The 15,324-nt window shown below is 59.0% G+C and carries 10 protein-coding genes and 1 tRNA gene; 5 read left to right on the forward strand and 6 right to left on the reverse strand.

Annotated elements, in window-relative coordinates; genetic code table 11:
- The first annotated feature begins 206 nt into the window (after positions 1-206).
- A complete protein-coding gene (locus tag R0J92_RS16610; protein WP_411052440.1) occupies positions 207-554 on the forward strand; it encodes a hypothetical protein in 348 nt (115 codons plus the stop codon).
- Between the two features lie 388 nt (positions 555-942).
- Here R0J92_RS16610 and R0J92_RS16615 read toward each other — a convergent pair.
- Together R0J92_RS16615 and R0J92_RS16620 are read right to left on the reverse strand one after the other, a co-directional pair.
- Positions 943-1,017, reverse strand: a tRNA-Gln gene (locus tag R0J92_RS16615).
- A 233-nt stretch (positions 1,018-1,250) separates the two neighbouring features.
- Complete coding sequence (locus tag R0J92_RS16620) at positions 1,251-2,915, reverse strand: tetratricopeptide repeat protein (RefSeq protein WP_411052441.1); 1,665 nt, start codon at positions 2,913-2,915, stop codon at positions 1,251-1,253.
- Between the two features lie 485 nt (positions 2,916-3,400).
- Here R0J92_RS16620 and R0J92_RS16625 point away from each other — a divergent pair, with 485 nt between their 5' ends.
- Entirely contained in the window at positions 3,401-3,628 is a 228-nt protein-coding gene (locus tag R0J92_RS16625) for a hypothetical protein (RefSeq protein WP_411052442.1), read from the forward strand.
- Between the two features lie 376 nt (positions 3,629-4,004).
- Positions 4,005-4,934 carry a PHP domain-containing protein gene (locus R0J92_RS16630; protein ID WP_411052443.1) on the forward strand — a complete coding sequence of 310 codons (930 nt, stop codon included), beginning with the start codon at positions 4,005-4,007 and terminating at the stop codon, positions 4,932-4,934.
- A gap of 177 nt (positions 4,935-5,111) precedes the next feature.
- Here the strand turns inward: R0J92_RS16630 and cueR are convergent, their stop codons facing one another.
- Positions 5,112-5,513: a Cu(I)-responsive transcriptional regulator gene (cueR, locus tag R0J92_RS16635; RefSeq protein WP_106163193.1), complete on the reverse strand. Its 402-nt coding sequence runs from the start codon at positions 5,511-5,513 to the stop codon at positions 5,112-5,114.
- Between the two features lie 410 nt (positions 5,514-5,923).
- Between cueR and R0J92_RS16640 the strand changes: the two genes are divergently transcribed.
- Entirely contained in the window at positions 5,924-7,039 is a 1,116-nt protein-coding gene (locus tag R0J92_RS16640; RefSeq protein ID WP_279327875.1) for an S-(hydroxymethyl)glutathione dehydrogenase/class III alcohol dehydrogenase, read from the forward strand.
- Positions 7,040-7,187: 148 nt separating this feature from the next.
- Here R0J92_RS16640 and R0J92_RS16645 read toward each other — a convergent pair whose 3' ends face one another.
- The 3 genes from R0J92_RS16645 to R0J92_RS16655 are packed head-to-tail and all read right to left on the reverse strand — an operon-like array spanning position 7,188 to position 11,980.
- A complete protein-coding gene (locus R0J92_RS16645) occupies positions 7,188-8,705 on the reverse strand; it encodes a SpoVR family protein (RefSeq protein WP_411052444.1) in 1,518 nt (505 codons plus the stop codon).
- A 5-nt stretch (positions 8,706-8,710) separates the two neighbouring features.
- Positions 8,711-10,027 carry a YeaH/YhbH family protein gene (locus R0J92_RS16650; protein WP_411052445.1) on the reverse strand — a complete coding sequence of 439 codons (1,317 nt, stop codon included), beginning with the start codon at positions 10,025-10,027 and terminating at the stop codon, positions 8,711-8,713.
- A gap of 18 nt (positions 10,028-10,045) precedes the next feature.
- Entirely contained in the window at positions 10,046-11,980 is a 1,935-nt protein-coding gene (locus R0J92_RS16655; protein WP_106163190.1) for a PrkA family serine protein kinase, read from the reverse strand.
- Positions 11,981-12,688: 708 nt separating this feature from the next.
- On the opposite strand from R0J92_RS16655, the gene R0J92_RS16660 reads away from it, so the two are divergent.
- Positions 12,689-15,265 (forward strand): Ig-like domain-containing protein, encoded by a 2,577-nt coding sequence (locus tag R0J92_RS16660; RefSeq protein ID WP_106163189.1) that lies wholly within the window; start codon positions 12,689-12,691, stop codon positions 15,263-15,265.
- The last annotated feature ends 59 nt before the right edge of the window (positions 15,266-15,324 follow it).

Genomic DNA, 15,324 nt, shown 5'->3' on the forward strand with positions numbered 1-15,324 from the left:
GTGTCGGTCTGCTCATGCAGCCCAGCTACCACGCTGGTTTCACGAGATGAATCCCTCAAGGGATTTGTGCAACAGAGCCCCTATCCGACCAAATCATCGATGTAGCCATCGTTGAGGTGAAGACGAACATGCCGTGTACGCTGAACGGCCCTTAGTCTAACCCAGACCGAGGCAATCTTCAAAGGGTGCTTGCCGCAATCGGATGCGTGCCGCTGGATGAGATCCGCAACGTGGCTGCAGAGGTCTACAAGACAGGTGAATTTATTGGTGATGCACCTCCGATAAGAGTGCGCTTGATTGCCTTAGGTCGCGACCTCAATTCCGACCTTGAGGCAAGCCATCCCGGCGCAGCTCAGGTGACGTGGGAGCAGGCTCTAACCTTCATCGGCAATCGGTTTTATGAATTCCGTACGCACAAGAGGGACGTCAATCAATGGGACGAGCCGGGCAAGCTTCTTCATTCGCTTACGGACACCCACACTAGTCACGGTGAATTTGATCTCGACCAGTTTTTAACGTCAGCTACCGCGCATATGGGCATTCGAGAAGAGTAGCTCTCGCCATTGTCTTTACTCGTCCCAGATCCGGTCGCAGAGGCCAGCGACTTCCGGGTGGTCTGACCAGCGGTGGACGTCTATGGGGCGGGAATGCCAAGGGTCCTCAATGTTTCCCATCGCTTACCTTCCTTCTCCTCTCTCTTCTTCTGGGGGGGGAGGAACTGGGTAACTCAGGTCCGTCTATCCTCCGGTTTCTATTCATTACTTATACCTATTCCCCCTCCCCATAGAGCCCCGCTAACTGAGGTAACCTGGAGGGGGTGTCGTTAGTTCAGAAAGGAAGGGGAAAGCTCACGCTCCCGGTGCGACCCAGCTGGGGCACTAAAAGGGGGCATTCCCGTCACCGGCTCTCGACAACGGTCTTATTGCGATGTTCAGGAGTTGGTGGCTGGGATGGTAGGATTCGAACCTACGGTACACTGTACCAAAAACAGTTGCCTTACCACTTGGCTACATCCCAACACTGTCTGTGTGGGGCCTTCTAATGAGAGTTTCGGAGGGCTGCAAGTGGTTTTTCACAAAAAAGTCCCGACGCGCGAAATTTCATCAAATTTCTGAAATAAAACAGCGTACTATCCGAGGGCAAACGACCCGAACCTCACTGCGCCCGAGAGCGCTCTGCTCATAAGAAAGAGAGCCCGTAGGCTCCCCCTAAATTGCAGTGGCTGGTTGTGGCATCCAGCCGAGACTGAACTACTCCGGCACACCCGCCTCGCGCAACGCGCTGGCCCAATCCGGCCCAGACGGCGTAAAGGCGGCGGCGTGTTCTTGCATGTAACGGGACAGACTGAAATCCGGGGTCACCCGCATCAGGGACTCGACAACATCGCGGGCTTCGTCGCCCCGCCCCGACATTTGCAGCGCGATGGCCTTCGTGCGCAACGTCGAGGGATAGCTGTCATTTTCCTGCAGAGACTGATCCGCCAACTCGATCGCCCGATCGTAGTCCCGCGCAGCCAGGCTCACCGAGGCGGCCAGCGAGTCAAAGTAGTAGCGCTGCGGCCCCAGTGGAGTCAGTTTGCGCGCCGCCTCGGTGAGGCGCATGCCCTCGTCGGGATGGTTTTGCATCGCCCGCGTCGCCCCTTTCAGCAAGAGCGCCAGCGCCTCATTTGGATTGTCCTGCAACGCTTTGTCGTAGGAATACTGCGCACTGTCGAACTCGAACGTCAGGTAGCTGGAGATCATCCCCTTCAACGTATGTGCAAGGGAAAATGCCGGATCTTGCGCCAGGGCGGCGTTGGCAAGGTTTTCCGCCATCAACGTGCTTTTCCTACGATCCGCGGACAGCCCCTTCTGCACGCGCATGACCTGCCAGATCCCGGCCCAGGTCAGCACCACAGGATGGTGCATTTCACGCTCCATCAGCGTATCGAGGATCTCGTTGGACTTCTCAAACTGATCGACATGTTTGCTCTGCATCATCACGATCGACGCCATCAGCAGCGTGTGATTTGCCAGATTGGAGAGCGGGCGGAAGCTGACCAGACGCACGGCCTCGCCCACAACGGTTTGTCCGATCTGGCTGGTGGCGTCGCGCAGCGGGCCGCTCTGACCCATCAAAAGATCGGAGAGCGTGCCGCGAAACTCACGCGACCAGATCACCTTTTCCCGATGCGAGTCATGCAGGTCAATCTGGGCAATAAAATCATGTCCGTTGATGAATACGGAACCGGACACCAGATAACTCACCCCCGCAACGGAGGACACTTCGGCCGGTCGTACATCATCGAGGCTGAATTGCCGCGATGCCATGTAAGACGTTACGGAGAAGGCTTGGCTCCGCGACAGCTGTCTCGACAACTCCTCAGACAGGATTGCACCAAGCGGCGCGGTTGACCCACCGGGCGAGCGTTGAACAAAGGGCAGCACAGCGATCGAGGGCAACAACTCATCCAGAACCACGCGGCTGCGGTCCCTCGGCGCCCAGGGCGGATCAAGCGGCGCCGGCGCGGCACTGGCGGTTTGCGAACGCATTTCCGAGAGCCATTCGGCAAACACATGTTCATGCGGCAGTTCGAAGCCTTCCATGAAGGCGCCGCGCGTGGTGTCCGCCTCGACTTCGATCATACGGAGATCCAAGGTGACGCGCTCTCTGTTTGCCATCAATGCAGCGGAGGCCGAGGGGCCGATATGCTTTCGCAAGGTCGATAAGGCGGTGCGCAAACTTGCCTTGGCCTGCTCCGGCTGGGCAAAACTCCACAGGGTGTGTTCAAGGAAGGCTCGGGTCCGCACCCCTTCCTCGGCGGTAATCAGAAGCGCCAGCAGCGCCTGATGCTTCGCGCCCAGCTGAATAGGCTCGCCATCAGGTTTATAAACACCAAATGCTCCATACTGACGCACCTTCAACACTAAATCCATCGAATACCCTCACCATACAAGTTAACCATGCCACCACCTCAAAAACGCAAAAAAAATCTTGTGGCAACAACTTCACTTCCACCATTAAAGCAGCAAAACGCGGAATCAACAAACAAAAAAATCCAACAAACAAACCCAAGCAACTTCAATGCATTAAGGAATGATTAATGATGGATTTTGAATGTTAACAAAACAATCAAAAGCAACCATAGGTAGTTTTTAAAATTCAAACTTTGCAATACTCAAAAAATTAACACCGGGCATTAAGTGCTTGCAAAACATGTCATTTGACATGCTAATGACAGTTTAAGCTTCCCACGCGAACAAACGCGCCAAATTAACCAAGACTAACATGAGTAGCCTCAGGCCCGCCAATGCGACGAAGCGCCAATCTAGGTTAGGGCAGCAGATCACTGCATTGTTGCTCAAGACGTACGCGTTGACGCAGGATTTTGGTGCCATTCCCCATCGCCAAGACCAAAGCCATGACAGAATCGCCCCTCGATGACCGCCGCACGGCAAATCACATCGCGGCTTTTGTGCACAAGCACTGGGGCGACCGCATGACGCACAACCAAGGCGGTATATTGCAGCACAGCCCACAAGACCCCGCGAACAATGAGGAATTGGCTCTTGCGAGCGCCACAGCATTGACGCACTCTACGCCTCTGTCGATGTTGATTGATCCAAAGATGGTCGGGGCGACCCTCTGAAAACCTATATTATCGCCACTCTAATTCAGAGATATTGCAATCCAACTACACCGCCCCCAGTTCCACGGTCCACTCCGACAGAGAAATTAATCGCGGGCCGGATATTGCGGCTGTGCAGATGGAATTGAGCGTCCCTGTCCCTCAACCGCCTTGCCGCCGCCAACAGCACCTGAATACGAGCCTGCCACCTCAAGACTGCACCACCCTCTGCTCTCGGCGTCCAAGCGCCTGAGGCCCCTCAACGACCAGCCTCCTTCCCTGCGACATAGAACGCGCCGCTGTCCTGCGGGAGCACCTCTGCGGACGCACGGTCACACGGCTGTTGCAGAACCACGCTAGGGCAGCCGAACATTGTTCCTATCAAATGAGCCCAATCATGCTCCTAGCACCCTTTGATGCCCCCGGTTCCTTCTTCCGTGGCAACCTGCACACGCATTCAGACATGTCGGACGGCGCCCTGCCCCCCGCCGAGGTCTGCCGGCGATACAAGGCGCAAGGCTATGACTTCATCTCGCTCACCGACCACTTCGTCGGGCGATGGGGCTATCCGATCACTGATACAAGCGCCTTTCGCGACGATGAGTTCACCACCCTCCTGGGGATCGAGATGCACTCCGGAGCGCAGCAAAACGGCGAATTGTGGCATCTGCTCGCCGTTGGCGTGCCCGCAGATTTCGCCCCCTCCAACTCCCCCGACTTCCGCCCGGTTGCAGATCAGGAAAGTGGACCGGAAATCGCCGAACGGGCTCGCCAGGCGGGAGCATTTGTCGCCATCGCCCACCCGCAGTGGTCAGGCCTGACCGAAGAGGACGCACGCAGCATCAAGGCCGCGCATGCGGTGGAAGTCTACAACCATGGCTCCCATACCCTTGCGGATCGCGGCACCGGCATGCCGATCCTGGACCTGCTGCTGTCCGAGGGGCGCGCACTCTCGCTGATCGCAACCGATGACTCCCACTTCAAGGGGCCGGACGCCTTTGGCGGTTGGGTGATGGTCAAGGCAAAGGCCAACACACCGGGTGATCTTCTGACTGCGCTTAAATCCGGACAGTTCTACTCCTCGCAAGGACCGGAGATCCGCGGCATTTGGTATGAAGGGGATCGCGTGCGCGTGTCCTGCTCCGCCGCATCGCAGGTGATCGTGCAAGCGCATAATAACGCGTCTGACGTGGTCAGCGGAGACAGCCTGACCGATGCCACCATCGCGCTTGGCCGAATGACGCACAGCCCCTGGCTGCGCGTGACAGTCATTGACGCGGCGGGCAAACGGGCCTGGTCAAACCCGATCTGGCCCGCGCAGCTCTGATCCTGCCCGCAGCGAAGCCACCAAAGGCGTCGATTTTGCGGGACCGCGCCGCGCCCCTATGGGCGCGGCGCCCGGCCCAACGGGCGGAGATGCGCGCAGCGCGCGTCTTCAACGGGCGGGAGCCTCCCCTTCGCAATCTCAAACGGTCGGGATGTGCAGAACAGCTGAAAAGACGTGTCAGCCCACGTCTTCGCAGCTGCCGGAAAGGTCCTTTAGAATCGGGCAGTCGGGGCGGTTGTCCCCCGCACAGCAGGTGATCAGCTCGCTCAGCGTGGCGCGCATCGCTTCCAGATCGGCGATCTTCGCTTCAATCTTGGTCAGATGCGCCTGCGCAAGCTGCTTCACATCCGCGCTGGCGCGGCTGTCGTCCTCATAGAGCCCCAGAAGCATCCGACAATCTTCGATCGAGAACCCCAATGCCCGCGCACGCCCGAGAAAGGCCAGCTTGTGCAGGTCGCGCTCTTCAAAACAGCGATAGCCATTGGCGCTGCGGTTGGGGCGGATCAGGCCGATGTCCTCGTAGTAGCGGATCGTCTTGGCCGGAAGTCCCGACCTGGCCGCAACATCGCCGATATTCATGTCTTTCCGCCTCCCAAAGTCCCGTCCTGCCCCTCCGAAAGAGGGCTGCTGGTTTGTCACAAGATGGACCTGACGGGCGGCAATCTCAAGCCAATCCACGGAAACTTGAGCAAAGCAGTGCCCAGTGACGCAGGAAAGAACGCTTCCGTCGGTTTTGAGCGCCTTCCCGCCCTCATGTCACCGCTATAGACGGAGGAGACGCCTTGCGATCTGCGGCACGGGCTTTCGGCAGTTGCGCGCGCCCCGTGGCGTGATGTACCCCTGAGATGGCATGTGCTGGTCCCGATGGCCCCGAAGAACACGGCCGCTCTTGCGGTCCCCGCGCCGATACCCTTTGCGAACCGCCTGCCCTTGCGGGCCTCGCCATACAGGCGTAACGGTCTGAAAAGTCTGAAAAGAAGGACAAAGTGATGATCAAAACCCGCGCCGCAGTTGCCCTCGCCCCCGGCAAACCGCTCGAAATCATGGATGTGAACCTCGAAGGCCCCAAGGCGGGCGAGGTTCTGGTGGAGATCAAGGCCACCGGCCTGTGCCACACGGATGAATTCACCCGCTCCGGCGATGACCCCGAAGGCATCTTCCCGGCGATCCTCGGCCATGAGGGCGCCGGTGTGGTGATCGAAGTGGGCGAAGGCGTCAAAAGCCTGAAGCCCGGCGACCACGTGATCCCGCTCTATACCCCCGAATGCCGCGAGTGTGACTACTGCCTCAACCCCAAGACCAACCTGTGTCAGGCGATCCGCTCTACCCAAGGTCAGGGTCTCTTGCCCGACGGCACCACCCGCTTTTCGCTGGAGGACGGCACGCCGATCCACCACTACATGGGCTGCTCGACCTTCGCCAACCACACTGTGGTGCCGGAAATCGCGCTGGCGAAAATCCGGAATGACGCGCCCTTTGACAAGGTCTGCTACATCGGTTGCGGCGTCACCACAGGCATTGGTGCAGTCATCAACACCGCCAAGGTGGAAATCGGCTCCACCGCCATCGTGTTCGGCCTTGGTGGCATCGGCCTCAACGTGATCCAGGGCCTGCGCCTGGCCGGTGCGGATCAGATTGTCGGCGTCGACCTCAACCCCGGCAAAGTCGAGATGGCAGAGAAATTCGGCATGACCGATTTTGTGAACCCCTCCGAGGTGAGCGGCGATCTGGTGGCGCATCTGGTCGAGCTGACCGGCGGCGGTGCCGACTACACCTTCGACGCCACAGGCAACGTCAACGTCATGCGCACCGCGCTGGAGGCCGCGCACAAGGGCTGGGGCGAGAGCATCATCATCGGCGTCGCCCCTGCCGGAGCCGAGATCTCGACCCGTCCGTTCCAGCTGGTCACCGGCCGGTCCTGGCGCGGCACCGCCTTTGGCGGCGCAGCCGGTCGCACAGACGTGCCGAAGATCGTGGATTGGTACATGGACGGCAAGATCGAGATCGACCCGATGATCACCCACAAGCTGACGCTGGACCAGATCAACGAAGGCTTCGAGCTGATGCACGAAGGCAAGTCCATCCGGGCGGTGGTGGAATTCTGATCGCCCGACCTTCTGGTGTAAAATGACAAAACGCGGACCTCTGGCGGGGCCCGCGTTTTTTAGGTCTTCGGGGCATGGAGCGTCTTGAAGTCAGCCCCCGTCCAGATCTGTGATCTGCCTGTGCGCGCCCAAGGCGCCCGTCCAATCGTCAGCCACTCGCCGTCGTGACGGTTGAGAGTGTCACATCATACCCCCAAAGCCGCCGCAGGTGTTTCAGAACCTCGTCCCGACCGTCCTCGGCCAGTTGGATATTCTCGCGCACTGTATGGGTCAGCTTCAGCGTTCTGTCGCCCTTCAGATCCGCATCGCTCACCTGGATATCCGGCTCAATGTAGGCAAGGTCATATTGCTTGGCGAGATCGCGGCGGATCGTCTTGTACCCTGCACGATTGTGGATCTGGCTAATCACCAGCTGCGGATGGGTTTCATCATCGGTCAGGGTGAACAGCTTGAACTTGCGCATGAGATGCGGCGACAGGAATTGCTGGATGAAGCTTTCGTCCCGGTAGTTCGACCAGGCATTGCGCAGCACACTGCGCCAGTCCGGATCACCGGCAATGTCCGGAAACCACTCTCGATCCTCATCCGTGGGGTCCTCGCAGATGCGGCGAATGTCCTGCATCATCGCAAAGCCCAGCGCATAAGGGTTGATGCCGGAGTAGCGCGGGTCGTCATATTCCGGCTGCATCACCACATTGGTGTGGCTGTGCATGATCTCCATCAGCGCGCCTTGGGTGATCAGCCCCTGATCATAGAGCTTGTTGACGATGTAGTAATGCACGAACGTCGCACAGCCCTCATTCATCACCTTGGTCTGCTTCTGCGGGTAGAAATACTGCGCCAGCATCCGCACGATGCGCAGAATCTCACGTTGCCAGGGCTCCAGAACGGGGCTGTGTTTTTCAAGGAAGTAGAGGATGTTTTCCTGCGGCAGGTTCATCCGCTTGCGCCGCTCGCTGTGATCCAGATCCTCGTCCGGCGCCTCCACGTCACGTTTCAGCCCCAGTGTCGCATCCGTCCAGATATCAAGCGCGCTTTGCCCCTTCTCATAGGCCTCGCGCAATTGCTGCATCGCGCGACGTTCCTCGATTGTGGGCTTGGGCGGGCGACCGTATCGGAACACGCCCTGAGATTGCAGCGCGTGGGCCGCGTCCAGTATTTCCTCGACCGCATCGTAGCCATACCGCTCCTCGCAGGCGGCAATGTAGTTCTTGGCAAAGGCCAGGTAATCCTGGATGCCATCCGCATCGGTCCATTGCTGGAACAGATAATTGTTCTTGAAGAAGTGGTTATGCCCAAAGGCCGCATGCGCCATCACCAGCGTCTGCATCGCCATGGTGTTTTCTTCCATGTTGTAGCTGATGCAGGGATTGGAGTTGATGACGATCTCATAGGCCAGCCCCTGCCGCCCGGTGCGATAGAGCGCCTCGTCACGGGCGAAATGCTTGCCGAAGGACCAGTGGTGATACATCAACGGCAGGCCGACGCAGGAATAGGCATCCAGCATCTGCTCGGCCGAGATGATCTCGATCTGGTTCGGGTAGACGTCCAGTCCCAGATCCTCGAGCGCGATCTTCTCGATGGCGTCGCGGGCTTTTTCCAACAACTCGAACGTCCACTCCGGCCCGGTGAAAAGCGGTGTGGCGGTGGATTTTGCAGTCTGCATGTGGATCAGCCTTTCACCTTGGGCAGGAAGAACTCCCGGAAGATCGGATAGATGTGACCGGGTTCGGAGACGCGCTGCATCTCGAAATGGGCGACCTCCCCCTTGACCTGCCGGTAGTTCTGCCAGAGGTCCTCGCCCGCCTCGTTGTTGTCCAACAGCATCTGCGCTGACTCCTCGACGATCTCCACATAGGCGTAGAATTGGCAGACCGGCAGCAGTTGCTCGGTCAGGATCTTGCGGCAACGCACGGAGTCATTGCCGAAATTCTCCCCGTCCGAGGCCTGGGCGCCGTAGATGTTCCACTCGTCCGGCGGATAGCGTTCGTCGATGATCTCCTTCATCTTCTCCAGCGCGGTGGAGACGATGGTGCCGCCGGTCTCACGCGCATAAAAGAACGTCTCCTCATCGACCTCCTGCGCGTAATGGGTGTGGCGCACAAAGACGATCTCTGTGTGCTCATACCCGCGCGTCAGGAACAGATGCAGCAACAGGAAGAACCGTTTGGCCAGGTCCTTTTCGCGTTCCTGCATCGAACCCGAAACATCCATCAGGCAGAAGACCACGGCGCGGGAGTTGCGGATCTTTTCCGGCACGAAGGTATCGTAGCGCAGATCCAGCGGGTCGATGTAACCCACCACCCGGCGTTTGCGCCGGATGCCGTCGAGCTTGAGCTTCAGCTCTGCCAGCAGATCCTCCTGGCTGGGCGAGCGTGCGTCCAGCTCCTCCAACTCGGCCACCTGCGCCTCCAGATCGCGCTGGGACTTGGTGGACGGGCGCTGCAGCGCTATGCGGCGCCCCAAGGAGTTGCGCATGGTGCGCACCAGATTGAGGTTGTTGGGGGTGCCCGCGGTGGTCAGCCCGGCGCGGCGAGTGCCGATGGTTTCGGTCTCCACCGTGGCCTTTTCCACCAGATCCGGCAGTTCCAGCCCGTCGAACAGGATTTCAAGGTATTCGTCCCGCGTCAGGGTGAAGGAAAACTCGTCGTCCCCCTCGCCGTCCTCGGAGGCCTTGCGCCCGCCTTGACCGGCGCCGCCCTGTGGTCGGTCGATGGTGTCGCCGACCACAAACTCCTTGTTGCCGGGCAATACATGGCGGCGATTGCCACCGGGACCGTGATAGAGCCGCGGCTCCTTCAACCCCTTGGCAGGAATGGTGATTTTCTCGCCGTTTTCCGGAACGCTCTCGCCCTTGCCGATGGATTTTTCCCGCACCGAACGGTCGACGCGTTCCTTGATATTCTCGCGCGCGCGTCTGAGGAACCGTTGCCGGTTCCCCAAGCTTTTGCCCTTTGGATTTGCGCGCCTGTCGATGAAGTGGTGCATATAGACACCTCCCGCCTGTTAGCCCGCCTTGTTCACTCGCATGTACCATTCGACGAGGCGTCGGACCTGCCTGTCGGTGTAGCCATGCTCGCGCATGCGTTCGACGAACTCCTGGTGTTTGCCTTCGGTTTGGCTGTCTTTTTTGGACCCGAAGGAGATCACTGGCAGCAGCTCTTCCACCTGTGAGAACATGTGCTTTTCGATCACGTCGCGCAGTTTCTCGTAGGAGTTCCACGCCGGGTTCGAGCCGGTGTTGGCCCGATGTCGCAGGGCAAACTTGACCACCTCGTTGCGGAAATCCTTCGGGTTGGCGATGCCGACTGGTTTCTCGATCTTCGACAGCTCCGCGTCCAGCACCTCGCGGTCATAGAGCTGACCGGTATCGGGGTCCTTGTAGTCCTGCTCTTCGATCCAGGCATCGGCGTAGGAAATATAGCGGTCAAAGACGTTCTGACCGTATTCGGTATAGCTCTCCAGATAGGCCTTCTGGATCTCGTTGCCGATGAACTCCTCGTAGCGCGGTGCCAGTTCGGTCTTGATGAACTCCAGATACTTCTGTTCGACCTCTTGCGGGAATTGCTCGCGCTTTATCATACCTTCGAGCACATACATCAGGTGGACGGGATCGGCGGCGACCTCCTTGGTGTCGTAGTTGAACACCGAGGACAGCACCTTGAAGGCAAAGCGGGTGGAGACCCCGTTCATGCCCTCGTCAACGCCGGCGCGGTCCTGGTATTCCTGCACCGTCTTGGCCTTGGGATCGGTGTCCTTCAGGCTCTCACCATCATAGACCCGCATCTTGGAGTACAGGTTGGAGTTTTCATGCGGCTTCAGCCGGGTCAGCACCGAAAAGCGGCTGAGGATTTTCAGCGTCTCCGGTGCGCAGGGCGCCTCGCGCAGTTCCGAAAATTCTATCAGCTTTTCATAGATTTGCGCCTCGTCCGAGACCCGCAGGCAATAGGGCACTTTTACGATCGACACCCGGTCGATGAAGGCCTCGTTGTTCTTGTTGTTCTTGAAGGTCTGCCATTCGCTCTCGTTCGAATGCGCCAGGATCAGCCCATTGAAGGGGATCGCGCCGAAGCTCTCGGTCCCCATGTAGTTGCCCTCCTGCGTTGCAGTCAGCAGGGGATGCAGCATCTTGATCGGCGCCTTGAACATCTCGACGAATTCCAGCACCCCCTGGGTGGCCCGATTGAGACCCCCAGAGAAACTGTAGGCGTCGGGGTTGTCCTGGCTGAAGTGTTCCAGCTGGCGGATGTCGACCTTGCCGACGAGGGTGGAGATGTCCTGGTTGTTCTCGTCGCCCGGTTCCACCTTGGCGACACAGATGCGGCGCAGGCGGGAGGGGTGCAGCTTCACCACCGAGAACTTGTTGATATCGCCTTCGAATTCATCCAACCGCTGGACCGCCCAGGGCGACATCAGCCCCGGCAGCCGATGGGTGGCAATGCCGTATTCCTCTTGCAGGATCGGCCCCATGCGCAGCGGATCAAACAGACCCAGCGGGCTTTCGAAGATCGGCGAGATGTCATCGCCCGCCTTCAGTACATAGATCGGCTCATCCTCGACCAGCCGCTTCAGCCGCTCCGCCAGCGATGACTTGCCGCCGCCGACCGGTCCCAGCAGATAGAGGATCTGCTTGCGCTCCTCCAGACCCTGGGCCGCATGGCGGAAATAACCCACGATCCGTTCGACCGTGTCCTCCATGCCGTAGAAATCTTTGAAGGCGGCGTAGCGTTTGATCGTCCGGTTCTGGAAGATCGGCCCCAGTCGGGAGTCCTTTGAGGTGTCAACCAGTTCCTCTTCGCCGATCGCCTTCAGCATGCGTTCCGCCACATTGGCGTACATGCTGGGGTCGTCGCGACAGGCCGTGAGATAGTCCTGCAAAGACATTTCCTGCTCGCGCGTCTGGCCATAGGCCTCTGCAAAAAGCTCTGCAACTTTATTCATCGGGGTCTCGCCTCCTGGTTAACGTCGTTACCCGTCCTCCTGGGCTTCGGGATCGCACGCGAACAGAGTGGCCTGACGAGGGCCGTTGAGGTGTCCGCGTTTATCGTTGTTATTTTGAGTCTGCTCGGCGCTCTTGACCGTGATCTTGGCCAGGCGTCCCTCCATACATATGACTGTAGAGGGGTTTCCGTCTGGGCCAAGGGCTACAGCGTCGGATTTATTTACCTATATCATACACTAGATATGCCATTCATCATAACGAAGTTTGGTATATTTTCTATTAACACTCGTGAAATGGTCCGTAACTTTGCATCACAACTCGGCGACAGATCCTGTCAAAACCGGGAGCAAAGCGGCCAGAAATCGCCAGCATCGCTCCGGCTCGCACCCTCTCAGACTGCGCAAAACACCAGACTCCGGCGCCATCTCAATGTTGGTTAATGGGATATTAACCATTTTTCGTACCATTGCTGCAGACATGAGTATGAACCGGCCCGCCCGGCCAAAAAAGTGAGGTATTTGAGGCACGCTAGGCAGGCAAACAGGGCGAAGTCACCTAATCTTGGTCTGGACAGGTCAGCAAATTGGAATGCATATTGGCCCCAACAAAGCCGCAAAGACGGCACGTGGCAGACACATACAGGCAACTGAAACAGGCAGCGCGAGACCTTTACGTCGACGCGCAAAGTATAAAGTGAGCAGTTTAGCATGAGCACCGTTGCATTTATTGCCCGCAATCCGTCGGGCACCAATCAGCATGGAACCTCTGCAGAAGGGTCTCCATCTGTAATTTCCACAACTGGCGCGAAAGATATCTCGCTCAACCTCGACCCGACTGATGTTGAGAGCTACGCCCGCCGTGGGAACGATCTGCACATCACCTTGTCAGACGGCACCATCGTGGAACTGGACGGTTTCTACAACACAGCCGCAACTGGTCCGAAGAACCTGTTCCTGAGCGACGAAGGTGATTTCATCGAAGTTGTCCTCGAGGACAAGGCCGATGGAATGTTGTTCGCAAGCTACGAACCCCTTGATCTGTCAGGGAAATGGAGCGCCTACGACGATATGGTCTTTCTTGACGTTGACCGTATTGAACCCGTTGTGGCACCGCTTGCCGCACCGCTGCTTGGCGGCCTCGGCGGCCTGGGCGCCGCAGCAGCTGGCGCCGCAGTCATTGCAGGCGCAGGCGGTGGCGGCGATGGGGACGGCGGCGGCGGTGGCGGCGACGATGGCACCGGCGCGATCATTCCGACCGTGAATGATGCAGACGGCACCTATGACGTGCCAGAAGGCGACCCGGACGGCGTAACCATTTCCGGCACCGGCGAAACCGGATCAGACGTGGAAGTCACCATCGGCGATGTGGTCGTGACCACCACCGTCAATGACGATGGCACCTGGTCTGTGAATGTCCCGACCGACGATCTTCCCGATGATGGCGTTTATGAGACGGTCGTGGATGTTGTGGCCCCCGATGGCACCACCTACGACGATCTCGACGGTCCCACCATCGACATCGACAGCGAGCCTCCCACCGTCGTCATCACCGAAGGCACCCAGTCTGTCGGCGACGTGGTTGACGGCGACGAACAGGCCAGCGGCACGGTGATCACCGGCACCGGTGAGGCCGGGGCGACCGTGAGCCTGGAAATTGCAGGCGCCACTCAGACCACAACAGTGGCGGAGGATGGCACCTGGACCGTGACATTCACACCGGGCGAAATCGCAACTGGTGAATACGAGACCGGCATCACCATCGTCACCACCGACCCGCACGGCAACAGCACCACCTCCTCCGATGTGCTGGAAGTGGATACCGAAACCTCTGTCACCATCGACACCGGCCTCTCCGGGGGCGACGATATCATCACCGCCGCAGAAGCCGCCGCCGGCGTCGCGATCACCGGCACCGCCGAAGCCGGCGCGTCGGTCGAGGTCACTGTCGAGGGCGTGACTCGCACCACGACCGCCAATGGGGATGGCACTTGGTCCGTAACCTACGAGGCAGGATCCCTGCCCGACGGTGAATATGATGCCGATATCTCGGTCACATCCACCGATGCGGTCGGCAACACTGCAACGGCGACATCCACCATCGAAGTGGATACCGATGCCGGGTTTGTGCAGCTCGACGAAGCACCGATCGAGGGTGATGACATCATCAACCACGACGAGCGTGCCGATGGTGTCACCATCACGGGCACCGCAACCGCCGGTGAAACCGTCACGGTAACGCTCGGGACGGCCTCCGGCACCACTGTGGCCGACGTGAACGGCAACTGGTCCTATGACTTTGCCGCCAGCGACATTCCCGAGGGCACCGGAAACCTGGATGTCACCGCTTCGATCAGCGATGAGCTTGGCAACACCGAAAGCGACAGCGACACAGTTGCGCTGGATACCGAGGTGGTGAACTACGGCTCCGAGACGCTGCAAACAGCGGATGACGTGGTCAACACCGATGAGCTGGCCGCTGGCTTCACGCTGGCAGGTACGGTCGAAGAAGGCTCGACCGTCACGGTGGAAATCGACGGCACCGACTACCCGGCCTCCGTGGACGACGACGGCAACTGGAGCCTCACGCTTGATGGTGACGACCTCGGCACCGCATCCCGTGATGTGACGGCGACCATCACAGCGACAGACCCCGCGGGCAACGATGAAGTCATCACGCAAGACTTCAGCATCGATACAGATGTCGACACCCCGGATTTCGACGGTGTCACGATCCGTAGCGGCGAAATATCCGACATCTATCTGAACCCTACAGATGATGATCTTTCGCTGTTCTCGCTCGATGGCAGCGGCAACGCGACAGAGGCTGGCTTTACCGAGATCAACTCCGCCGTCGAGGTGCAGCTGGATCTGGACCAACCTCTCGCTGATGGCACCAATCTGGTCATTCAGGGCACCGATGACGCAGGCAACAGATCTTCGGTACTGGTGATCGACCAGCAATCCGTCAGTTCCGACCTGCTGAATTCGGTTGGCGAGCACAATATCGATACGCTCGACCTTGTGTTTGAGGACAACGGCAACGGCGCCAACGTCACGCTGACCGAAGAGATGATCAACAACATGTCCTCGAACTCGGATACTCTGGTGGTCCGCGGGGATGACAACGTCGGTCCTGGTGAGGGTGGAACTTCTCATACCGTCACCCTCACCGGAGGCGTCGCCGCCGGCACCGAGACCGTGGATGGCGAGACCTTCGATGTCTACACGATCGGGGATGGCGACACCCGCCTGCTGGTCGAAGACGATGTGAACGTCGTTATCTAAAAACGCCTGTTGCCGCCCCTCCCCTTTGCGAAGGTTCACGGGGTGGCGGCAACACAGCG

The sequence above is a fragment of the Tritonibacter sp. SIMBA_163 genome, assembly GCF_046535935.1.
In the GTDB taxonomy this organism is placed as follows: domain Bacteria; phylum Pseudomonadota; class Alphaproteobacteria; order Rhodobacterales; family Rhodobacteraceae; genus Epibacterium; species Epibacterium scottomollicae.

Bases quoted from the DNA above. Each gene is read 5' to 3' on its own strand.
- R0J92_RS16650 (WP_411052445.1), bottom strand. From the start codon at position 10,027: ATGCACCACTTCATCGACAGGCGCGCAAATCCAAAGGGCAAAAGCTTG.
- R0J92_RS16660 (WP_106163189.1), top strand. From the start codon at position 12,689: ATGAGCACCGTTGCATTTATTGCCCGCAATCCGTCGGGCACCAATCAG.
- R0J92_RS16625 (WP_411052442.1), top strand. From the start codon at position 3,401: ATGACAGAATCGCCCCTCGATGACCGCCGCACGGCAAATCACATCGCG.
- R0J92_RS16645 (WP_411052444.1), bottom strand. From the start codon at position 8,705: ATGCAGACTGCAAAATCCACCGCCACACCGCTTTTCACCGGGCCGGAG.
- cueR (WP_106163193.1), bottom strand. From the start codon at position 5,513: ATGAATATCGGCGATGTTGCGGCCAGGTCGGGACTTCCGGCCAAGACG.
- R0J92_RS16640 (WP_279327875.1), top strand. From the start codon at position 5,924: ATGATCAAAACCCGCGCCGCAGTTGCCCTCGCCCCCGGCAAACCGCTC.
- R0J92_RS16630 (WP_411052443.1), top strand. From the start codon at position 4,005: ATGCTCCTAGCACCCTTTGATGCCCCCGGTTCCTTCTTCCGTGGCAAC.
- R0J92_RS16620 (WP_411052441.1), bottom strand. From the start codon at position 2,915: ATGGATTTAGTGTTGAAGGTGCGTCAGTATGGAGCATTTGGTGTTTAT.
- R0J92_RS16655 (WP_106163190.1), bottom strand. From the start codon at position 11,980: ATGAATAAAGTTGCAGAGCTTTTTGCAGAGGCCTATGGCCAGACGCGC.